Below are 22,480 nucleotides of genomic sequence, written 5' to 3' on the forward strand. Positions count from 1 at the left end.
TTCTTATTGCTTTTTCATCACAGTCGGTGTTCTTACAAACTGTGCAAATACCAATGAAGCTAATGCAATCCCGGCTCCGCCGATAAACGGAATCCGCCAGTTGTACATCCAGAGCAAACCGCCAAACACCGGAATAACCACTGCCATGATGTGATTAATGGTAAATCCCACAGCCATGGAGGGAGCTATGTCTTCGTGGTCAGCCTTCTTCTGGAAATAGGTGTTAATGGCAATCGAGAAGCTGAAAAAGAGATTGTCGACCAGATACATCGCCGTGGCCACGTTTTTGTCTTCAATCAGTCCATACCCGAGAAAAACCAAAAACAGACTGGCGTATTCAATGGTCAGCATCGTCCGTTCTCCAAACCGGTGGATGGCTTTGGCCACCTGCGGACTCAGGAAGAACGTCATGATGTTGTTCAGAACAAACAGGATGGTAATGTGTCGAACCGAGAATCCGTACTTCTCCACCAGAAGGAAAATCGCAAACACCACAAAAATCTGCCGGCGTGCACCAGCCAGAAAATTCAGCGTGTAAAAAAGCCAATACTTCTTTTTCAGAATCAGTTTTCGCTGCTGCGGAGGTTTGGTTTTATCGACCGGATCACGTGTCAGCGCGTACAACCCGGTCAGGATGAGAATACCACCAAACAACCAGAACATATTTTGCAACGGAAGAAAACTACTCAGCAACCAAATAATACCGCCTACCGTGATGTTGGTCAGTGCACCATAGCTTTTAAAGCTGGCCAGTACCCTCGGCACGCGTGTATGATCGAAATACTGAAGGCTGAGTGATTGATTGGTAGTCTCGAAGAAATGAAAGCCCACCGACATGACCACCGTAGTAAAAATCAATCCGCCAAACGACGGGAAGAAACCGGCCAGCAAAACTCCTCCGCCAAGCATGATGATGGAAAGCGCAGCAAACCGGTGCTCTTTAATTACCAGCAACAGGTAAACAACGAAGAAGGTCAGAAAGCCCGGTATTTCACGAACGGATTGTATCACCCCGATTTGAAATCCGTTAACACCCACTACGTCCACCGCGTAATTATTGAACAAGGTTCTCCATCCCTGAAATCCAATAGCAGAAGAAACCACCAGCAACAGCAGATAGCGGTACATCGGATTGTCGCGAAAAGTCCGGTAAGAATTCATCATCTCTCAGTTAGATTAAGACGACAAAAGTAATAAAATGAACCAGTAGCGGGTTTTATTAGATGTGAACACAAAATGAATGTTGCTTAATATTTACTTAAAAACGTTCTTTTCAGCATTGTCAAATATTCCTTATTTACTAATTGTCAACGCACTACACCATCAATGTTTATTGACCTTTTAAAATTTTCGCTCTGTGTGACTAAAGTTACTGAAGGAAGCCTTCTGCAAACCTTTCTTTGTAGCGTCATTCAAGGTTACATACATGATAGGTTTTTTTAAAAGCTATCGATTAAGAATTCTCTTTATCATTCTTGGAGGAATTGCCGGGTACCTTTACTGGTCCCAAATCGGATGTGCTTCCGGCACTTGCCCGATTACTTCAAACTGGTATACGAGCAGCGGTTACGGTGTTTTGCTTGGCTGGTTACTCGGTGATTCCTTCAGAGTGAAAAAGGGACAGAATGAAGAAAATGCAACGAACTAGCCAGATATCCGTACTGATGGTCATCTTCCTTTCCTTGTTGGTTTCGTGCAACCTGGCAGGAAATGGCAACCAGTCAAAAATGGCAGACAAAGGTAATGAGAAGAATTTGGTGGTTGTAAAGGATATGAGCAAGTTCACTGAAATAATAAACGGGGATACTCCCGTACTCGTTGATTTTTACGCCGATTGGTGTGCACCATGCAAAATGATGTCACCGATTCTCGAACAGCTCTCCAAAGAGATGCAAGGTTCGGTAAGAGTGGTAAAAGTGAATGTGGACAACAACAGAGAAGCAGCCATGCAATATGGCGTACGAAATATACCTACCATGCTCCTGTTTCGCAACGGACAAATCAAATGGCAGGGCGTCGGCGTAATGCAAGCCGACCAACTGAAATCTATTATTCAACAGAATAGCTGATATTGGTTATGATTTAGGTTTGGTTAGGGAAAAGGTTCGGTGGCCACCCGGCTGCCGGCCCTCCTTCCCGCTTTTTTCAGACAGTCCGTTGGTAATTCCAGTAAAGCTTTATCGAATTAAGACAAGACAATTTACCCATAGCGAGTAAATCGTGGAACTATTATAATAATCAGATGAAAAGCAGCATTTTAGTAAACGAACATTATTGTCCCAAAAATCATCCGTGTCCGGTCATCAGAGTATGCCCGACGGGAGCGATTTCGCAGAAGTCACCATTTCATGCACCCGAGATTGATGATGATAAGTGTGTAAGTTGTGGAAAGTGTATGTATTTCTGCGCGTTTGGGGCCTTTCAGCCTGGCAATTGATTTTATCCCAGCTCATAAGTTCATTGTGTCCCTCTGCCGTTAAGGTGGGGGGATTTTTTTATTTCATTTCCTACCTATCACAAGTTCCAATACGCGGGTCGTTTCATCGGTAATCTTGTACCGGTCGTCAATGCGTTTTCCAATCACCCAAACCACCTGTTCCCCATTGGTCACCAGCCAGGTATTTTCCTTCTCGGGAAGGCTCATTTTCTCATCGATAAAGAAATCGCTCAGCTTTTTAAAACCGGTCATTCCCAACGGTCGGAAATAGTCGCCCGGTTCCCATTTCCGTATTTTCAAAGGAAACTGAATTTTGTCCAAATCAATACAGGCAACTTTTGCCGAACGGGGAATCCTAAAATGCTGGTCCCGTTCCACCTTTCGTATTTGGATGGACATCGGCTTAGCTAAATCTTTGAGTTCTTCATCGATGTAATAAACCGCTTTCTCCTTATCAGGAAGTCGGGTGATGATGAGATATTCCCGGTCGCGGACCAACCGGTGTGTTGGCGAGAAAAACTGTCTTCCGGATTCACCGTCCAATGTTTCTTCAATCTGAGCAACCACTTCGCTATTGAAATGAAAGGGCTTCAAAAATTCAAACAGGTAAGTATTCAATGGCTGCAGCAATTTCAATTCGCTAATGGAGAGATGATATTCCCTTCCTTTGCGCACAGCCACCCGTTCCCAGCATTGCTGAATTTCCTGGAAGTAAATCGTTGAAACATCTTTCAGGTAGTGAATGGTCTTCTGCAAGCTTTCGCGGAATGAAGGATTCAGTTCTTCCATCAATGGCAGCAACTGATGCCGGATTTTGTTTCGTTGAAAATCGAGGCTGGCGTTAGATGAATCATCGCGGTATTCCAGCTCGTGCTCCAGGCACCAGTCGGCAATTTCCTTTCTGGAAGCAAACAGCAACGGGCGGACCACTCTCCCGTTCTTCGGCTTGATGCCCGTCATTCCTTTCAATCCGGTTCCCCGGGAAAGATTGAGGAAAAAGGTTTCCAGCAAGTCGTCGCGGTGATGTGCCACAGCAATGGCGTCGTAATGATTTTCAGCGCGGATTTTTTCAAACCAGTCGTACCGTAACTCACGGGCAGCCATCTCGATGGAGTAACCATGCTCTTCGGCGTATTCCTCCGTACTGAACGATTGATGATAATACCGTCGGCCATACTTTTCCGCCAACCTGGCCACCAATGCTTCGTCACCATCTGATTCCTCGCCACGCAGATGAAAATTGCAATGCGCAATACCCAAGGCATATCCGGCCCGTTCCAACAGATCGAGTAGCACCACTGAGTCCATTCCACCACTTACGGCCACCAGAATAGTATCGCCCGACGTAAACAGGTTGTGACGTTGAATATAGCTGACCAGTTCGTTTATCATCACTTCGTTTTATTCAAAAATACGATAATCCAGTTAACCAAAAGAAAACCGGAGACGATTTCAATCACTCTCCGGTTGCGGTTATCCCAAAAAATACGTTTACAACTTAAGAAGTACCTGTCCCCGGTTCTTCTTGCTCAACAGACGCTCAATATACGTATCCAGTTCATCGAGTGAAATGGTTGTAACCAGGTTATCGAGACCTTCCGGTTTCCATTCTTTGGCCAGTTTTTCCCAAACGGCTTTCCGTTCCTCCAGCGGTGTTTTCTGTGAATCTACTCCCAACAACGAGATGTTATTCAGGATGAAAGGATAAACCGTTGTGGGCAACTCACCCGAACCTATATTTCCGCAAGTCGTTACGTTCCCACCATATTTACAGGCTTTCAGTAATGTAGCCAGCGTATTTCCACCGACCACATCAACCGCACCGGCCCATTTCGGACGAAGGAGCGGCCGCCCGGACTGGTCATCTGTTTCCGATTTATCAATGTGCTGATGCGCTCCGAGTTTTTCTATCACTTCCCGGCTGTCGTCGAGATTGGAAGTCGCAGCGATGACTTCAAAACCTTCCTTCAACAGAATTTTTACTGCCAGACTTCCCACTCCGCCGGCAGCACCGGTCACGACAACCGGCCCCTGCGATGGTTTCTGGCCGGCGTCCAATAACCTTTTCACCGAAAGGGCAGCCGTCAACCCCGAAGTACCCAGCATCATGCTTTCGGCAAGTGACAATCCTTCGGGTAGAGGCACAATCCAGTTGGCCGGTACGCGAATGTATTCCGCGAAAGCGCCATCCGTATTCATTCCCAAATCGTAGGAAGTGACGGTCACTTCATCGTTGGTTTTGAACAATGGCGACGAACTTTCTTCCACGACTCCGGCTGCGTCGATTCCGGGTGTATGCGGATATTTTTTTGTTACACCCCGGTTTCCTGAAGCCGAAAGCGCATCTTTGTAGTTGAGCCCGGCGTACTTTACCCGAACCAGTACTTCCCCTTCCGGCAACTCACTGACGGAGCGATTTTCCAGTTTTCGCACAAACTCACCATTCTCTTCCGATACCCGGTAAGCTCTGAATGTTCTACCTGTCATATCAATTTTCTTTTCTTGTTCTTTCTATCAGGCTAACAAAAAAGAAAGCAGCCCCGTTCAGAGACTGCTTGTATTTTTTAGGGCAAAAGCCTGTTTTATTTTTCCGTTGCCGAAACCTTCTCGATGATTTTCAGAATGACATGGCACGCTTTCTCCATCGATTGGGTCGGAATGAATTCGAACTTGCCGTGGAAGTTATGTCCGCCGCCAAAGATGTTTGGACAAGGCAGTCCCATAAATGAAAGGCGGGCACCGTCTGTTCCACCGCGAATCGGCTCAATCTTCGGTTCCACTCCTACTTCTTTCATCGCCTCTTCAGCCATATCGACAATATGCAAAACCGGCTCGACTTTCTCCCGCATGTTGTAATACTGGTCTTTCAGTTCCAGCTCAACGGTTCCTTCACCAAATTCTGCGTTCACCTTACGAACGATGTGTTCCATCTCGGTTTTGCGATCTTCGAAACGATCTTTCTTGAAATCACGAATGATATACTCGAGTTCAGTTCGTTCTACGCTTCCGTTAATCGACAACAAATGATAGAACCCTTCATAACCTTCGGTATGTTCCGGCGTTTCGTGGCGTGGCAGCATACTGATAAACTGGCTGGCAATACGCATCGAGTTCTTCATCTTGTGCTTGGCCGAACCGGGATGCACACTGATTCCGTGAACTACCACTTTGGCAAAAGCCGCGTTGAAGTTCTCATATTGCAACTCACCCAACTCTCCTCCGTCCATGGTATAGGCAAAATCGGCTCCGAATTTTTCCACATTGAAATAGTCAGCTCCCTGGCCAATTTCCTCGTCCGGCGTAAAACCAACGCGCACTTTTCCGTGCTTAATTTCGGGATGACTGGTCAGGTATTCCATAGTCGTCACAATCTCGGCCAAACCGGCTTTGTCATCGGCTCCGAGCAACGTTTTGCCGTCGGTTACAATCAACCGCTGACCTTGATACTTCTTCAGGCCGGGGAATTTATCGGGCGACATAATAATCTTTTCGTCGTCATTCAGGACAATGTCTCCTCCGTCGTAATTCTCGACAAATTGCGGGTTCACATTCTTCCCTGAGAAATCAGGGCTGGTATCCATGTGCGCGATGAAACCTACTGTTGGTACTTCCTTATCGATATTCGACGGAAGTGTCGCCATCACGTAGCCATTGTCATCCAGCTCCACATCTTCCAGACCGATACCCTTCAATTCTTCGGCCAATTTCTGTGCAAACGTAATTTGCCCGGGTGTACTGGGCGTCAATCCGGTCTTGGAGTCGGACTGAGTATTTATCTTTACATAACCGATAAAACGGTCGACAACCTGGTTCTCCATTTTTATCATCAAATTTGCAGATTTAAGAGTCCGAATATAGCGATTTTTGCCGAGAGAGAAGTGCAGAAAATCACTGTAAAGTAGTGAAAGTGACGAATCTCATTATTTCTCAACCGAATGGAAAAAACGCACATAAAAAAGGGAATTACCGAAGTAACTCCCTCTTTTAAATATGATTGTGCGACTAACTTAATAAGCCAGTGCAAACAAGACTCTTCTCTTCGAAGGTTTACCGGTTACCATACAAACGCCTTCTTCCTCCTCACCCTCGAACGGGATACAGCGAATTGTTGCTTTGGTCTCCTCTTTAATCCGGGTCTCCGTCTCCGAAGTACCATCCCAGTGCGCCAGAATAAAACCGCCTTTGGTATTCAGTACTTCTTTGAACTCCTCGTACGTGTCTACTTTCACCGTACTTTCCTCACGGAATTTCCAGGCTTTCCGGTAGATGTTATTCTGAATTTCTACCAACAGGTCGTCCACGTACTGGTCGATGTCCTCGAGCGACTGAACTGATTTCTCCAGCGTATCGCGACGAGCTACCTCGACGGTTCCGTTCTCCAGATCACGAGGGCCAATGGCCAGACGAACCGGAACACCTTTCAATTCATACTCGGCAAATTTCCATCCCGGGCGCTGCGTATCACGATTATCATACTTAACGCTAATGCCGCGTGCCTGAAGTTTGGTAATAATTTCATCCACCTTCTCCGATACTTCAGCCAACTGTTCTGTTTTCCTGTAAATAGGTACAATCACGACCTGGAAAGGTGCCAGTTTCGGAGGCAATACCAAACCATTATTGTCGGAGTGAGCCATGATCAGTGCTCCCATCAAACGGGTAGAAACGCCCCATGAGGTCGCCCACACATAGTCGAGTTTTCCTTCTTTACTGGTAAACTGAACATCAAAAGCTTTCGCAAAATTCTGTCCCAGAAAGTGTGAAGTTCCGGATTGCAGCGCCTTACCGTCCTGCATCAACGCCTCAATGGTGTAGGTTTCCAACGCTCCGGCAAAACGTTCATTCGCCGACTTTGAACCCTTGATGACCGGCACAGCCATGTAATTCTCGGCAAAATCAGCATAAACATTGATCATGCGTTCCGTTTCCTCCATTGCCTCCTGCTTCGTGGCATGGGCCGTATGGCCTTCCTGCCAAAGGAATTCAGCGGTACGGAGAAACATACGGGTACGCATCTCCCACCGCACTACGTTTGCCCATTGGTTTATTAACAATGGAAGATCGCGGTATGATTGAATCCAGTTTTTATAGGTATTCCAAATGATGGTTTCCGAAGTCGGTCGTACAATTAACTCTTCTTCCAGTTTTGCATCGGGATCGACCACCACACCATTCCCATCCGGATCATTTTTTAGGCGATAATGAGTAACTACGGCACACTCTTTGGCAAATCCTTCTACGTGATCGGCCTCTTTTGAGAAGAAAGATTTGGGGATGAACAGCGGAAAATAAGCATTTTCGTGCCCGGTTTCCTTGAACATACGATCCAACTGGGCCTGCATTTTTTCCCAAATAGCGTACCCGTATGGCTTGATTACCATACACCCACGCACTGCTGAGTTCTCAGCCAAATCAGCCTTCACAACCAGATCATTGTACCATTGTGAATAATTTTCTTCTTTTGATGTTAGTTCCTTAGCCATCTTCTATCTTTTGGTATGGAATTTGCTTTATTTGCAGTGAATTTTCAAGCTTACAAAGTAAAGAAATTCTCTAAGAATATTAAATACTTTTGGGAGGACATAATCATGAAATCAAGGCTAAAACTGCTTACTGCCATTGCGCTTTTCCTGGGTGGATGCTCCACCGGTTCGATGGTATCGAGCGGGTATGTCGACGACATTTATTACTCGCCTGGCGATAACCCGCCCCCCGTTGTGGCACAGACCAGTGTTTCGCAACAAAAAGAAACCACGCCTCAGCGGCAACAAGTGGTTTCCAACATCAAGGAATCGGCCAGCGGCAAAACCGTTGACAATTATGTGCTGAAGGATGGTAGTTCACGTTCGTATGGAAATACTGATGCGTACTACTACAACGACCAGCCCGATTATTCCGACACTACTTATTATTACGATGAGGATTCGTTAAAATACGTCATCAATAATTATTACGAACCCAGTGACAACATGAGCTACAGCTCACGGATCCGTCGCTTCCATGATCCCTATTTTTACGACCCATACTGGGATTCATACATGTGGGACCCGTATTACTACGGACCTTCGTGGAGCATCAGCTGGGGCTTCGGATGGAGTAACCCGTGGTACAATCCATGGTATTATGGTGGTTGGGGGTATCCATACTCCTACTACAGCTGGGGTGGCTATTACAGCCCCTGGTATTATGGAGGATGGGGATACCCATATCACTCTTACTATGGTGGCTGGGGCGGTTACCCATACTACGGTTGGGGCGGATATTACGGCGGCGACTATCATGTAGACCGTTATCACGGAAGACGCAATTATACCGGCCGCCGTGGAGGTTCCAATGCCATTAATTACGGAGGAAGTAGCATCAATAGTGGACAGGCCTTAGGCCGCTCCATTCCGGTTGGTTCTTCCAGATCATCTTCTTCGGGTGCTGTAAAAGATGCTTCTTCATCTACCTCATCCGGAAGAAGAACAATTGGTGGCGCCGGTGCTACCGGAACCCGTTTGCAGGGAACCCGTCCGGGCACGTCACCTGATAAGTCGGGTACCATTAACCGTGGCACTACGACTACTACCCGTACCGCTACTTCAACCCGTCAATCCGGAACATATTCCGGTACACCGGGAAGGAATAGTCAGGTACAGACCAGTCTCCGTCGGGGAACTTCTTCATCAGTTCGCTCAAACTCAGGAACGGTCATGAGCCGGCCAAGAGTTCAGACTCAAACAACAACCCGGAGTCGTTCTGCCGTTCAAACAACAACGACTACCAGGAGATATACGCCAAGTTATTCGAAACCGAGAATGAATACGCGGGCTACGTATAACAGGTCTACCACTCGTCAGTATACACGGCCGAGCAGTTCGTCAACAAAATCGAGCTACAGTCGTTACAGCAAGCCGAGCAGTACCTCCGGAACACGTAGTTCAGCCGTTCGTTCCAGCAGCTCATATCGCCGTGGTTCGAGCAGTTCATCCAACAACTATCGTTCCGGTAGTTCAAGCCGAACTTACCGCTCATCCGGTAGCAGTTACCGTTCTTCGGGCAGTTCGAGCAGCGGAAGATCATACAGCTCACCTTCGTCAAGCGGAGGAAGCCGTAGTTCTGGTGGAAGTAGCGGTGGAAGCTATTCCGGTAGAAGAAGGTAAGTTGTGGCGAGTCCCGACAGAAAGAATGATGAAGAACTTTAATTCCTTTTGACAATGAAAAAGATAATCATGACCATCAGTGCGCTATTGGCACTGACACTATATGCTTCAGCTCAATATGTTGACCAGGCGCTTATGCTGTCTCAACAGAGCTACGGAGTCACAGCCCGGGCGAAAGCAATGGGTAGCGCGTTTGGCGCGCTGGGAGGTGATTTTTCATCTCTCAGCATTAACCCGGCCGGGATAGCCGTTTACCGCAGCTCGGAAATGACATTCACTCCCGATGTCTTCCGGTTCGATAAAACGGAAGCAACCAACCAAGGGTATATGGCTGATGATTCAAAATATAATTTCAGCATTGCGAACGCAGGTTACGTGGGGACTTATCGTCCCGGCGACACCGAAAGCGGGCTCGTATCGGTTAACTTCGGACTTGGATTTAACCGGCTGCGTAACTTCCATCAGAATTCGCTGTCAGAGGCTATGAATTCGCCTTATTCGCGGATGGATGCTTTCGCCCAAAATACGAATGGTATCAACTACAACGACCTAGTGACGACCGACAGTTACGATCCTTATTACAACGGAATTCCGTGGGAAAGTAAAATGGCCTGGGAAAACTACCTAATTGATGTGGCCAATCCGGGTAACGGAGACGATCTGTACAATTCGATTCTGTACCAGGGCGAAACCGTTAATCAGCATTACGCTATTCAGCGCGAAGGTTATATTAATGAGTATGTACTGGCACTGGGAGCCAACTTCAGTGATAAATTCTACATTGGAGCAACAGTCGGAATCAACGATTTGTATTACCTCGAAACATCAACCTACGGTGAAGACGGCGGTTCCAATGGCTTCGGTAACTTCGATTACTACAATTACCTGAGAACAACCGGTCTTGGATTCAACGTTAAAGTAGGTATGATTTTCCGGCCGATTCCGCAACTACGATTGGGAGCTGCGGTACACACCCCAACATTCTTCAATCTGAAGGAGAATTATCACTCGTGGATGTCTTCCAACCTTGACGCGAGTGTGGGTGCCGGAGCAGGCAGCCACCGCGAAGAAACACCGCATGGTGATTACAAATACGATTTGGAGACCCCCTTCCGCGCTATCGGTAGCGTTGCCTACCAATTTGGGAAGAAAGGCTTGCTTTCGGTCGACTATGAGTATGTGAATTATAACAACATTAAACTGCGCCACGGCAGCGATGGATACGATTTCTATTCAGAAAATCAGGATATCAGTAATTACTACCAATCTATCGGTAATATCCGGGTAGGTGGTGAATACCGGGTGACACCCGCCATTAGTTTGCGCGGAGGTTACGAATACTATGGAAGTCCGTATAAATCGACAGTGAGGGGTGTTTCTCAACCGAATTCCAATTACCAGCACGTAACGTATAACGGCGGACTTGGTTTCCGTTTTGGCAACACCAGTCTCGATATTGCTTACGGCTTGACCGATTTGACCCGTTACAATTATCCGTACCAGTTAACGGGTGTTCAGGTAGAACCGATTAAATATCACTCGATGGTACACGATGTAATGTTTACCATGGCATTCCGGTTCTAACAACAAAATACTATAAAGCAAAAGGAGGTTTCACCCCTCCTTTTTAGGAATTACTATTTAAATAAAAAGAGGCTGTCCAAAAAGGGCGGCCTCATTTTTTAAGCAGCTAACCTGATTGTTCCGAACATTTTGCTGATTTTTGGTAGGCATTGTTGTATGTCTGCTTTTGTGCAGGATATTGCTTCAAAAACGAAAATAATTGTATAAGGAACGGAATTTTTCGGATGTTTGGACATAGTTAGGGCCACTAACTTCCTCAAGTTGTGTCCAATGGCCATTAACCCAAACTCTACTTCTACCTTGGATAATCCTTTGAGGGTAAACCGGTTAAATTTGTTGTTTGATTTCAGCTGCCCAAACACCGCTTCCGGTTCGATGGGGCGCATACTGCGGTGGTAAAGGCCTTCTTCGCTGGTTAACCTTTCTCTTGCCAACCGGCGTAATCGGGTTAGATTGTGGTTGATTTCGAGCTTTCGGTTCCCCCTGGCTTTATAGCACAGCCCCCGAAGCGGGCATCCCGTGCAATTTTGTGCCTGGTAGATACTCACCTGGTATTCATATCCCAACTGTGTTTTGCGACTGTTACTCCCCACCTTACTGATGCGTTGTCCCATGGGGCAGACATAAAAATCCTTTTGCTGATTGTAATACAGGTTTGCTGGCAAAAAAGCATTATTCCTTTGACTTCTTTTTTGTTCTTTATGAAAGTAGTTGTACTTGACAAAGGCTTTTATGCCCTGATCTTCCAGATGTTGGTAATTCTCTTCGCTGCCATAGCCTGAGTCGGCAACCACCGTGGACGATCGCCTGTTGTAAAGTGATTCAAAATGGTCAAGGTGTGGTATCAGAGTGCTGGTATCGCCGGCGCGCTGATGAAGTGAAAAATGGGTAATAAACTGGTTCTCCGTGCTGATTTGAGTATTGTAAGCAGGCTTTAACTGCCCGTTTTTCATATGATCCTCTTTCATGCGCATGAAGGTGGCATCGGTATCCGTTTTTGAGTAGCTGTTTCTTTGGCCCAGGGTTTCCAGTTGCTGTTTGTATTTTTTCAGCTTCGGTAAGGCATCCGATTCCAATTGTTTCAACTGTTTTTGCTGTTTCCTGTTTAGTTTTGAGAGTTGCTCATTTATCTGGCGAATCTTCTGTTGCAACAGTTCGGAATCAATCGTCTGTGGCAGAGAATCTTCATCAGGAGCAGCAGAGTCCACTTCAATGCTTTCCTCAATCTCTTTTAGTACTTTCTCGATTTTGGCTTCAAGCTTCTCCTTGTATTTTTCAACTGAGCCACGCCAAACAAAAGTGTAGCGATTCGAGGTTGCTTCGATTTTGGTCCCGTCGATGTATTGTACATCAAGGCTAACGTACCCCATTTCGTTCATTAACCGAACCATGGAGGCAAACAACTGATGGATTTTATTTTTTAATTTCTGACTGCGGAAGTTATTAATGGTCCTAAAATTAGGCGTTGCTTCACCCGAAAGCCACATGTAATGGATATTTTCCTGAAGTTGCCGTTCTATTTTCCGGCAGGAATAGATATTGTTCAGATAACTGTAAAATAGTATCTTAATCATTACCCGAGGATGATACGAACTTGTTCCGCCGCCTTTATACGTCGATAAAATATCGTCTATGTTTAACTGGTCAACAACCTGATTAACCAGACGAACCGGGTGATTAGCCGCTATTTTATCGCTTAGGTTACCCGGAAACAGTACGGACTGTTGGGAAGTAACACTTTTAAATCGTACGTTTGATCGTGTTGTCATTAGCACCTTTAAGATACAAACCTTAAAGGGACAACAAAAACAAAGGCTGTCCAATTTTACTTTTTGGACAGCCTCTTTTGTTTTGTATGATAATGTATTTTATTCTTCCTGGAAATATCAGATAATCATACCTGCACCAACTGTGTTGTTGGTAGCCTCATCAATCAGGATAAGACTTCCGGTTGTACGATTACGTTTATAGGAGTCGAAGAAAAGTGGCTTGGTAGTTTTGATACGAATTTTCGCGATATCGTTCAACCCCACATTTTTATCATCGGTCACTTCTTCCAGCGTATTAATGTTCACCTTGTGGACCACTTCGGTTACCATGCAACGCGCTTCATTAGACGTGTGCAGCAGTGTGTATTTCTTCCGAAGAGCCATGGGCGTTTCGCTTAACCAGCTTACCATCAATTCAATTTCCTGGCCTTGCTGTGGTTGATTTTCAGCATCTGAAATCATCGAACCACGGCTGATATCAATATCATCTTCCAAGCGGATGGTCACGCTTTGTGGCGGGAAAGCTTCTTGTTGTTCTTCTCCACCAAAGTCAATGGCAGCTACTTTCGATTTCATCCCGGAAGGGAAAACGGCTACTTTCTGGCCTACTTTAAAAACACCGCCGGCAACACGCCCTGCATAGCCACGGTAATCATGGTACTTATCAGCCTGCGGGCGAATAACATACTGTACCGGGAAACGGGGATCGAGCAAATCTTTGTCATGCTCAATCGGGATATTTTCCAACAACCCAATGAAGGTAGGTCCATCGTACCAGTCTGTATTCTTCGATGTCTCCACCACATTATCGCCTAACTTGGCGCTGATGGGCAGATAATGAACGTCTTTATTTCCGAGCCGATCAGCGACTTTGCTGAAATCAGCTTTAATTTCTTCGAAACGCTCCTGGTTGAAATCGACCAGGTCCATTTTGTTCACGCAGACAATGACGTGCGGAATCTGCAACAAAGCTGCAATGTACGCATGGCGACGGGTCTGCTCGATAACGCCGTTGCGGGCGTCCACCAAAATAACTGCTGCATTGGCTGTCGACGCACCGGTTACCATGTTTCGGGTATATTGTACGTGTCCGGGAGTATCGGCAATGATGAATTTCCGCTTCGGAGTGGCAAAATAACGGTAAGCCACATCGATGGTGATTCCCTGCTCACGCTCGGCCCGTAAACCATCGGTCAGCAATGCAAGGTTGACCTCTTCGCCTCCCTTACCAACACTGGCCCGTTCAATGGCCTCCATTTGATCCTCAAAAATGGCTTTACTGTCATATAGTAGTCGTCCGATAAGAGTACTTTTTCCGTCATCCACGCTTCCTGCAGTGGTGAAACGTAAAAGCTCCATATCGAGATATCCGCTTTCTTTTCCAGACATATTTCAGTTTTAATTAAAATGCAGAAACGGCATCCGCTTCTGCCGGGTTATCTATTTTGAGTTAAGCAGGTTCTGTTAAAAATATCCTTCCTTCTTACGGTCTTCCATCGCCGCTTCCGAGCGTTTATCATCGGCCCGGCCTCCCCTTTCGGTTACCCGGCTGATGGCCACTTCCTGGATAATATCTTCCAGCGAATCGGCGGCAGAAAGAGTCAATCCGGTACAGGTGATGTCGCCAATGGTGCGACAACGTACTTTTCGTTTTTCCACTTTTTCACCCGGTTTCAATTCCATGAAAGGCGCTTTTGCCAACCAAACACCGTCGCGCTGGAAAACTTCGCGTTCGTGGGTATAATACAGGCTCGGCATTTCAATATTTTCGAGAAGAATGTATTGCCATACATCCATTTCGGTCCAGTTACTGATGGGGAATACACGGAAGTGCTCGCCCACGTTCTTTTTCCCATTGAAAAGGTTCCAAAGCTCCGGACGTTGGTTCTTCGGATCCCACTGTCCAAAATCATCACGGTGAGAGAAGAAGCGTTCCTTTGCACGTGCCTTTTCTTCGTCACGGCGTCCGCCTCCCATCGCACAATCGAATTTCTCTTCCTCAATGGCATCGAGCAGTGTTACCGTCTGCAGCATATTGCGGCTGGCATTCGGGCCTTTCTCTTCCACCGCACGACCTGAATCGATTGAATCCTGAACGTACTTCACGATCAGCCGGGTGCCGGTCGATTCAGCCAGCTCATCGCGAAATTTGATGGTTTCGTCGAAGTTGTGGCCGGTATCAATATGCATTAAAGGGAATGGTACCCTTGCCGGGAAAAAGGCTTTTCGTGCCAAGTGAAACATAACGATGGAATCTTTTCCACCAGAGAAGAGCATAACGGGATTTTCGAATTGTGCAGCCACCTCACGAAGAACGAAGATTGACTCTGCTTCCAGTTCCCGTAAATGATTTATAGTGTATTCTTCCATAGACGTTTGATTTTCCTGAATCTGATCCTTTACGCGGGTATGATAAAATTATTTTCTGTTTAAAAACAAGTACCCGGTCAGGCCACAAAAATATATAATCTGCCTAAAAAACGGTCCTGTTAAGCAAACAATTAATCAACTCAATCCGTATTCACACTTTCGGAATTGAAAAATACCGTTATTTTTGCACTCACGTATTGAGAAATCCCAAACACATCGGGTATGAAAGAAAGAATAGATGACCTGAATGAAAAATTTCAGGGGGCAAATGTTGGCGAAGTACTTTCCTGGTTTCTAAAAGAATTCAAGGGAAAGATAGCTTTATCCAGCAGCCTTGGAGCGGAAGATCAGGTGTTAACCCAAATGGTTACGGGCATTGATAAAGAAGCAACTGTTTTTACACTAGATACCGGCAGGCTATTCCCTGAAACCTACGACCTAATTCACCGCACAAACACTAAATACGGTATTAAGATTAAGGTTTACTTTCCGGAAGCTGCCCGCGTGGAAGAGATGGTTGGCAAAAAAGGGATCAATCTTTTCTACGAAAGTATTGAGAACCGAAAACTATGTTGCCATATCCGGAAAATTGAACCGTTAAAGCGGGCTTTCAAAGGTCTGGACGTATGGATTTGCGGTTTACGTCGCGATCAGTCGGTTACCCGCCACGATATGAAACTGGTGGAATGGGACGAGGCTAACGGCCTGATTAAACTCAATCCGCTTATCGACTGGACCGAACAAGACGTGTGGGATTATATCAATGAAAACAAAGTTCCGTATAATCCGTTGCATGACAAAGGCTATCCGAGTATAGGCTGCCAACCCTGTACCCGGGCTATTATGGAAGGAGAAGATGTGCGTGCCGGACGCTGGTGGTGGGAAAACCCCGACACGAAAGAGTGCGGCCTTCATAAACGCTAAAAAATATTTGAATTGGGAAAGGGATTGGGTCCCTTGTTAATGGAAAAAGAAAAAAGCGTCCGGAATCCGGACGCTTTTTTTTATGCTTGTAATCTCAATAAACCTATTTATCAATCGTATTTGTGCTTGGGATCGTCACTCAACTGGAAGCCTTTGTTGTATTGCTCCATTGCCTGCAAGCTCATACCCATCGATGAGAAACCTCCGTCGTTGAACAGATTTTGCATCGTGACCTTCTTGGTCAAATCAGAGAACATTACGAGGCAGTAATCAGCACACTCATCAGCTGTCGCGTTACCCAGTGGCGACATCCGCTCGGAGAAATCGAGCAAGCGGTCGAAACCTTTTACTCCGCTTCCCGCTGTTGTCGGCGTAGGCGATTGTGAAATGGTGTTTACCCTCACATTTTTCTCACGTCCGTAAATGTAACCGAAGCTACGGGCAATCGATTCGAGCAACGATTTGGCATCAGCCATGTCGTTGTAACCATAGAACGTCCGCTGAGCTGCGACGTACGATAGCGCGATTACCGAACCCCATTCGTTGATGGCGTCGAGTTTCTTTGCTGTCTGCATCACTTTGTGAAAAGAGAGTGCCGAAACATCCAACGTCTTGTTCAGGAAACCATAATCCAGGTCACTGTAATGTTTTCCTTTACGGATGTTGGGTGACATTCCGATGGAATGCAAGATAAAGTCAAGCTTTCCACCCAAAACTTCCATCGACCGGACAATCAGTTTTTCCAGATCCTCAACATTCGTTGCATCAGCAGGAATCACTTCCGTGTTGCATTTTTCAGCCAACTTCTGCGTTTCTCCCATCCGGAGTGCAACCGGTACGTTGGTCAATGTAAAGGTAGCTCCTTCTTCGTATGCTCTTTCGGCCACTTTCCAGGCAATTGAATTGCTGTCCAAAGCACCAAAAATAATACCCCGCTTACCTTTCAATAAATTATAAGCCATAATCTTAGATATTTAAAACTTGATCTCTTTTCCAAAGGCGGCAAAAATAAAAAAGTTATGATAAACCTTTTTCACCAGATTATTAAATAACACCTTTCCAACCCATAATGGTCAAAAAAGTTCACGATAAAGCCAAAAAAAAGCTCCGTTACCGGAGCAGTTCCTGTGCATTTTGTAAGGCCGCATCGGAGATATTCTCTCCGCTCAACATCTTGGCTAACTCTTCTACCCGCTCCTTTTCCGACAGAAGCTTTAGGTGAGTAACCGTCTCGTGTTCTGTATCCTGTTTGTACACCCAGAAGTGGTAATCGCCCTTGGCAGCCACTTGCGGAAGGTGAGTTATGTTGATGACCTGCATGCCTCCGGACATCTCTTTTAAAATACCGCCCATTTTGCCGGCAATTTCGCCCGAAATTCCGGAATCAATCTCATCAAATATAATGGTCGGCAATGCCTTCGATTTTGAAATCAGCGACTTAAGCGAAAGCATTAAACGGGACATTTCACCACCCGAGGCCACTTTCGATATCTCACAAAGTTCTGTATTCTTATTGGCCGAGAACATAAAACTAACCTCGTCGATTCCGGTTGCCGAAGGCGTACCGTTTGAAGCAAGGTCAACTCTGAAACGCGAATTGGGCATCCCCAACTGCAATAAAAGATTATTCACACGCTCTTCGATAGCCGGCAAAACTTCTTTCCGCTGCTCTGATAATTGCTCAGCCAGCTTTTTCACTTCAGCTTCAGCCGCATCTCGTTGCTTTTCGAGCTTCTCAATTTCCAAATCATACGAATCGATATCCGAAAGCTTTGCATCCAAAGATTCCCGAATTTCTATCAACTCGGCCACTGTTTCCACCCGATGCTTTTGTTGCAGCGTATAAATTGAATCAAGGCGTTCGTTCAGGAACTCGATACGTCCCGGATCATACTCTATACTTTCAGCAGCACGTTCGGCCTCATCGGCAATATCTTTTAATTCGAGGTAAGCACTTTCTAAACGCTGGTTTAGCTCCTCTCCTTCCGGGAAGAATTTCGACACCTTGCTTAATAAGTTTATTCCATCCTTGCTCCCGCGAACAACCGAAGGACCATCACCATTCAGCAATTCGAAAAGCTGTGTCAGGTTGCCTTTTATCTCTTCCGCATGGTTGAGTGTTTCCAGCTCCTTTTCCATCTCTTCCTGCTCGCCATCAACCAGTGCGGCACTTTCGAGCTGTTCGAACTGAAAACGGAAGTAATCCAAATCGGCTTTCGACTGATCGGCTTTTTCCACCAATGCATTTAGCTCCTGCACCGTTTTCCGGTAAACGCGGAATTTCTCCCGGTAGGATACCAGTAAATCATTGTGACCAGCATACAAATCGACTACCGTGAGTTGAAAATGCTGGTTATTGAGTTCGAGATTTTGATGCTGCGAATGAATGTCTACCAGGCGCAATCCCAAATCACGCATGGCTTTCAGGTTCACCGGTGTATCATTTACAAACGCTCTCGATTTCCCTGAAGGACTTATCTCTCGCCGGAAAATTGCCTGGTCTTCATAATCGAGATCGTACTGCTCAAACAACTCTTTCAATCCATAAGCCTTTACGTTGAAGACGCCTTCCACAACACATTTCTTCTCGCTGTCTTTCAACGCTGTGGTATCGGCCCGTTGTCCCAAAATCAGGGATAAAGCACCCAGGAGGATCGACTTTCCAGCTCCGGTCTCCCCGGTAATAATGGTAAAACCGGGATGGAATTCCACGTCGAGTTCCCGAATCAATGCATAATTACGAATCTTAAGCCGTTTTAACATAGTATCCTTTGTTAGTGGCGTTTAAATCCCATCTGATTTTTGAATCTTTTCGTATTTACCCGAGTTCGACGGGTCACACTCCGAGAGCACCGTCATCACCCTGCGCTTCTCGTCAGGTGTTCCTTTCTCAAAAATATTCACCAACTCATCCGACTTGGCGTCGAAGAAAATACGGTTGATGTAGGTATCCGGTTTCGTCCGGTAAATGCGCTGTATGTCGGTTAACGCATCGGCAATCTCGGCCCTTCCCACATCTGGCTTATCGGCCATCACGTCTAGTCCTTTCCGGTAATACCGGTACATTAAATCGTGAAAAGCAGAATACGAACGGTTCAGTAAATTCTCAGTCAACCAGTAACGGTTATAATCACTCTCGTACGCTTTCCAGCCTTTCTCCCGCGCATTCTGACACCGATTTACGATGTCCTGCGCTTTTTGAAAATAGGGCGTTCCGCCTTGCGGCGAAAAGGTATCATAATCGAAGCCTATAATAATGTAAGCATAGTAGGCCAGAATATTTGTCAACGCATCGGTATTGGAAGTTTCATCAAATTGAAGTGGTTGAAATTCGACATACCTAACGTGAAAATCGTTATCCTTAATATTGAGTACGGTTGATTCGTACGATGAATTGAAAACCGGCCGCCTGGATTGTATTTGGATGGTTCCCTTGAACTCGTCAGCAGCCACCTGTTGGGTTATCTGGATAAAGACGTTGCATTCAATCCGTTCGTCCTGCGAGAAGACGTTATCCGTCCATTTACGGTTATTCATGAACTCGTAAATATCCTTCTGCATCGACTGAAATATCTGTCGATTGGTTCCTTCAATCCGCGAACTGGACACACTTACATTACACCGCAGCTCCTGTCCAAATGCGGTTACCGAAAAGAAAACCAATAAAATAACGAGGATTGTTCTCTGCATACCGTTCTCTGTTTGTCTGCCTAAATTTAGCAAAAAGGAACAGAAGGTCTACTTTCTTTCCATCATATCGATCATCACATTGACGATATCAGCAGCCACTTCGGTTTTAGGCTTTAGTCCAAAGCGATGCTGTTTTCCGTTGCGTTCGATGATGGTAATCTGGTTCGTATCATGTTGAAAACCGGCGCCCTTATCCTGAAGTGAATTCAGCACAATGAAATCAAGATTCTTCTTCTCCAGTTTTCGTTGAGCATTTGTTTCTTCATCGTGCGTTTCCAATGCAAACCCAACCAGCAACTGTCCTTCCTTTTTTATTTTACCTAAACTGGCGGCGATATCAGGATTGGGCTTCAGATCAATGGTGTAATTACCTTCTCCCCTTTTCACCTTCTGCTCTTCCTTTTTTACAGGGGCATAATCGGCTACCGCAGCCGACATCACCGCACCATCGCACGAAGGAAATGCCTCCACAGCTGCGTGATACATCTCTTCAGCTGATGTCACGTCAATTTTTCGAATATTGGGATGGAAAATACTCAACGCCGTTGGGCCGGAAACTAAAATCACTTCCGCCCCACTATCGGCTAATGAAGTCGCAATGGCATACCCCATTTTACCGGAAGAATAATTTCCGATAAAACGGACCGGATCGATTTTTTCGTGTGTAGGACCTGCTGTAACGAGGAAGGTTTTATTCAGCAGTTTTTTTTTTCGTTGAAGAAGGAGATGACCTTTTCAACGATGACTTCCGGCTCTTCCATCCGGCCTTTACCGACCAGACCGCTGGCCAGTTCACCTGAGCCCGGATCGATAATCAGATTACCGTACGACTTGAGAATCTCGATACTCTGTTGATTCGACGGATGCTGAAACATGTCCAGATCCATCGCTGGAGCAACCATCACCGGGCATTTGGCCGACATATAGGTAGTTACCAGCAATGTATCGGCTATTCCATGGGCCATTTTTCCCATCGTTGAAGCCGTCGCCGGAGCCACCAACATCAAATCAGCCCAGATTCCCATATCGACATGACTGTGCCAGGTTCCATCTTCACTGGAAAAAAATTCACTGACCACCGGCTTATTGCTGAGGGCCGAAAGAGTCAACGGAGTAATAAACTCCTTCGCCGAAGGGGTCATCACGACCTGCACTTCGGCTCCTTCTTTCACCAGCCCCCTTAAAAGATAAGCAGCCTTGTAGGCTGCTATGCTTCCGGTTACGCCAAGTATAATTTTCTTTCCCTGGAGTTTCATGTATGCGTTAGTTGTTACCGCAAAACCAAACACTCATTGAGTGCCGGCCAATATTATTTCCGGTCTCTGGCCGGATTGCGGAAATAAATCTGATCGTCTTTCATCTCCTCGTAAGCGATGAGGGTCGGCTTAGGCAGACGCTCATAAAAACGAGAGATTTCAATCTGCTCACGGTTCTCGAAAACCTCTTCCAGGTTATCGGTATACGAAGCAAATTCCTGCAATTTTTGATTCAGCTCCTCTTTCAACTCAGCGTTAATCTGATTAGCACGCTTGGCCAGGACCATGATTGACTCATAGATGTTTCCTGTACCTCTTTCCAGTTCCTGCAAATCGCGCGGAACAGTTGTGGTAGGGGCTTTGGTCTTCTTGTAATCCATATTATTTATTACTATCGATTTTTAAATCTTCATCCGTAATATTCAACATCTTCTTCGTATTGTTGAAGAATTTGTCGGCTTCCTTCCGATGATCACTGTTTGGGTAATCATCTATAAAGGTATAATATTCGTCAAGTGCCGCATTCAAGCGGTTCTCTTTTTTCTCCGGAATACTGTTTTCTGCCAGCAGGTATTTCGATTTCAGCAACAGGAACATCAACTCTTCGCGATACTCCGAATCCGGGAAGTCCTTCAAACTATTCGACAACGAAACAACAGCTGCCCGGTAGTCACCCAAATCGTAATACAAACGACCACTCAAATATGATTTGTAAACCAGCTTCTCGCGAAGTTCATCAATCAATTTAGTGGCTTCTTTTACATTGTCTCCATTCGGATAGAGGTTAATGTAAAGCTGCAATGCATCGATTCCCTTTTTGGTGATCTCCTGATCGAGCCTCGGGTTCGGTGAATTCTTGTAATAACAATAACCAATTAAATACTGTGCTTCCTCAGAGTAATCGCTTCGGGGAAATTCTTTCAGCAGTTGCCTGAAATAATGCCCTGCAAGCAAATAATCTTTCTGTCCAAGGTAACTCTTGGCCAAATAGTAATAAACCTGATCCGCCCGGCTTGTTCCCCTGTAAATATTTACCAGTTCCTGGTAAAGGGTCGTAGCCCGGTTGAAGTCGTTATTATCGTAATACTCTTTGGCCTTTTTGTATTTAAATTCGTAATCGGTACTTTTAAGAACTTTCTGATAGTCACTACACGAAGCAGCAACAGTTGCCAATAAGGCGAACAGGAAAATAAACTTCAGTTTGCGAATCATTTTGCAAAGATAATTTTTTTCAACAAATCAAAACATCAAATTCTCAGAATTAAAAGGTGGTAGCTACCAACCTTCCCCCTAAAACTTTCACCT

General features: G+C 45.7%; 20 protein-coding genes and 1 pseudogene. 6 read left to right on the forward strand and 15 right to left on the reverse strand.

Going from position 1 to position 22,480, the window contains the following annotated elements; all coding sequences use genetic code 11:
- Positions 1 to 3 precede the first annotated feature (3 nt).
- Positions 4 to 1,164, reverse strand: coding sequence for an MFS transporter (locus AC060N_RS12155; protein WP_479524034.1), 1,161 nt, complete (start codon positions 1,162 to 1,164; stop codon positions 4 to 6).
- Positions 1,165 to 1,426: 262 nt separating this feature from the next.
- Between AC060N_RS12155 and AC060N_RS12160 the strand changes: the two genes are divergently transcribed.
- The 3 genes from AC060N_RS12160 to AC060N_RS12170 all read left to right on the forward strand — a co-directional run bounded on the left by AC060N_RS12160 (position 1,427) and on the right by AC060N_RS12170 (position 2,437).
- Complete coding sequence (locus AC060N_RS12160; RefSeq protein ID WP_106542520.1) at positions 1,427 to 1,648, forward strand: DUF6132 family protein; 222 nt, start codon at positions 1,427 to 1,429, stop codon at positions 1,646 to 1,648.
- Positions 1,626 to 2,069 (forward strand): thioredoxin, encoded by a 444-nt coding sequence (gene trxA / locus AC060N_RS12165; protein ID WP_479524035.1) that lies wholly within the window; start codon positions 1,626 to 1,628, stop codon positions 2,067 to 2,069. The genes AC060N_RS12160 and trxA overlap by 23 nt, the downstream gene beginning before the upstream one ends.
- Before the next feature lie 173 nt (positions 2,070 to 2,242).
- Complete coding sequence (locus tag AC060N_RS12170; protein ID WP_106542519.1) at positions 2,243 to 2,437, forward strand: 4Fe-4S dicluster domain-containing protein; 195 nt, start codon at positions 2,243 to 2,245, stop codon at positions 2,435 to 2,437.
- Positions 2,438 to 2,500: 63 nt separating this feature from the next.
- On the opposite strand, the gene tilS is transcribed toward AC060N_RS12170, so the two are convergent.
- The 4 genes from tilS to proS all read right to left on the reverse strand — a co-directional run bounded on the left by tilS (position 2,501) and on the right by proS (position 7,920).
- Positions 2,501 to 3,829 carry a tRNA lysidine(34) synthetase TilS gene (tilS, locus tag AC060N_RS12175; RefSeq protein ID WP_479524036.1) on the reverse strand — a complete coding sequence of 443 codons (1,329 nt, stop codon included), beginning with the start codon at positions 3,827 to 3,829 and terminating at the stop codon, positions 2,501 to 2,503.
- A gap of 99 nt (positions 3,830 to 3,928) precedes the next feature.
- Positions 3,929 to 4,924 carry a YhdH/YhfP family quinone oxidoreductase gene (locus AC060N_RS12180; protein ID WP_479524037.1) on the reverse strand — a complete coding sequence of 332 codons (996 nt, stop codon included), beginning with the start codon at positions 4,922 to 4,924 and terminating at the stop codon, positions 3,929 to 3,931.
- Between the two features lie 95 nt (positions 4,925 to 5,019).
- Positions 5,020 to 6,264 (reverse strand): peptidase T, encoded by a 1,245-nt coding sequence (gene pepT, locus AC060N_RS12185; RefSeq protein ID WP_479524038.1) that lies wholly within the window; start codon positions 6,262 to 6,264, stop codon positions 5,020 to 5,022.
- 180 nt (positions 6,265 to 6,444) lie between these two features.
- Positions 6,445 to 7,920 (reverse strand): proline--tRNA ligase, encoded by a 1,476-nt coding sequence (gene proS, locus AC060N_RS12190; RefSeq protein ID WP_479524039.1) that lies wholly within the window; start codon positions 7,918 to 7,920, stop codon positions 6,445 to 6,447.
- Between the two features lie 105 nt (positions 7,921 to 8,025).
- Here proS and AC060N_RS12195 point away from each other — a divergent pair, with 105 nt between their 5' ends.
- Together AC060N_RS12195 and AC060N_RS12200 are read left to right on the forward strand one after the other, a co-directional pair.
- Positions 8,026 to 9,582: a hypothetical protein gene (locus AC060N_RS12195; protein WP_146142015.1), complete on the forward strand. Its 1,557-nt coding sequence runs from the start codon at positions 8,026 to 8,028 to the stop codon at positions 9,580 to 9,582.
- 54 nt (positions 9,583 to 9,636) lie between these two features.
- The gene (locus AC060N_RS12200; protein WP_479524040.1) at positions 9,637 to 11,166 is read left to right on the forward strand and encodes an OmpP1/FadL family transporter; all 1,530 of its coding nucleotides are present in this window, start codon (positions 9,637 to 9,639) and stop codon (positions 11,164 to 11,166) included.
- Between the two features lie 248 nt (positions 11,167 to 11,414).
- Here AC060N_RS12200 and AC060N_RS12205 read toward each other — a convergent pair.
- The 3 genes and pseudogenes from AC060N_RS12205 to cysD all read right to left on the reverse strand — a co-directional run.
- A pseudogene (locus AC060N_RS12205) lies at positions 11,415 to 12,935 on the reverse strand (IS1182 family transposase); the annotation flags it as partial.
- Between the two features lie 117 nt (positions 12,936 to 13,052).
- On the reverse strand, positions 13,053 to 14,324 hold the full coding sequence (locus AC060N_RS12210; RefSeq protein WP_479524041.1) for a sulfate adenylyltransferase subunit 1: 1,272 nt from the start codon (positions 14,322 to 14,324) through the stop codon (positions 13,053 to 13,055).
- 75 nt (positions 14,325 to 14,399) lie between these two features.
- A complete protein-coding gene (cysD, locus tag AC060N_RS12215) occupies positions 14,400 to 15,326 on the reverse strand; it encodes a sulfate adenylyltransferase subunit CysD (RefSeq protein ID WP_228492094.1) in 927 nt (308 codons plus the stop codon).
- A gap of 201 nt (positions 15,327 to 15,527) precedes the next feature.
- On the opposite strand from cysD, the gene AC060N_RS12220 reads away from it, so the two are divergent.
- Entirely contained in the window at positions 15,528 to 16,229 is a 702-nt protein-coding gene (locus AC060N_RS12220) for a phosphoadenylyl-sulfate reductase (protein ID WP_479524042.1), read from the forward strand.
- Between the two features lie 110 nt (positions 16,230 to 16,339).
- On the opposite strand, the gene AC060N_RS12225 is transcribed toward AC060N_RS12220, so the two are convergent.
- From AC060N_RS12225 to AC060N_RS12255, 7 genes are all read right to left on the reverse strand, one after another.
- The gene (locus AC060N_RS12225; RefSeq protein WP_106542510.1) at positions 16,340 to 17,191 is read right to left on the reverse strand and encodes an enoyl-ACP reductase FabI; all 852 of its coding nucleotides are present in this window, start codon (positions 17,189 to 17,191) and stop codon (positions 16,340 to 16,342) included.
- A gap of 148 nt (positions 17,192 to 17,339) precedes the next feature.
- Positions 17,340 to 18,992, reverse strand: a complete 1,653-nt coding sequence (gene recN / locus AC060N_RS12230; RefSeq protein WP_479524043.1) for a DNA repair protein RecN — start codon at positions 18,990 to 18,992, stop codon at positions 17,340 to 17,342.
- A gap of 21 nt (positions 18,993 to 19,013) precedes the next feature.
- On the reverse strand, positions 19,014 to 19,919 hold the full coding sequence (porD, locus tag AC060N_RS12235) for a type IX secretion system protein PorD (protein WP_479524044.1): 906 nt from the start codon (positions 19,917 to 19,919) through the stop codon (positions 19,014 to 19,016).
- A 48-nt stretch (positions 19,920 to 19,967) separates the two neighbouring features.
- Positions 19,968 to 20,621, reverse strand: a complete 654-nt coding sequence (locus AC060N_RS12240) for a phosphopantothenoylcysteine decarboxylase domain-containing protein (RefSeq protein WP_479526993.1) — start codon at positions 20,619 to 20,621, stop codon at positions 19,968 to 19,970.
- Positions 20,615 to 21,175 (reverse strand): flavoprotein, encoded by a 561-nt coding sequence (locus AC060N_RS12245; protein ID WP_479524045.1) that lies wholly within the window; start codon positions 21,173 to 21,175, stop codon positions 20,615 to 20,617. Before AC060N_RS12245 ends, AC060N_RS12240 begins: the two co-directional genes overlap by 7 nt.
- Before the next feature lie 53 nt (positions 21,176 to 21,228).
- Positions 21,229 to 21,555 (reverse strand): DNA-directed RNA polymerase subunit omega, encoded by a 327-nt coding sequence (locus tag AC060N_RS12250; protein WP_106542507.1) that lies wholly within the window; start codon positions 21,553 to 21,555, stop codon positions 21,229 to 21,231.
- 1 nt (position 21,556) lies between these two features.
- Positions 21,557 to 22,387 (reverse strand): outer membrane protein assembly factor BamD, encoded by an 831-nt coding sequence (locus AC060N_RS12255; RefSeq protein WP_463229335.1) that lies wholly within the window; start codon positions 22,385 to 22,387, stop codon positions 21,557 to 21,559.
- Between the last annotated feature and the right edge of the window lie 93 nt (positions 22,388 to 22,480).

The sequence above is a fragment of the Prolixibacter sp. DSM 2831 genome (assembly GCF_056493735.1).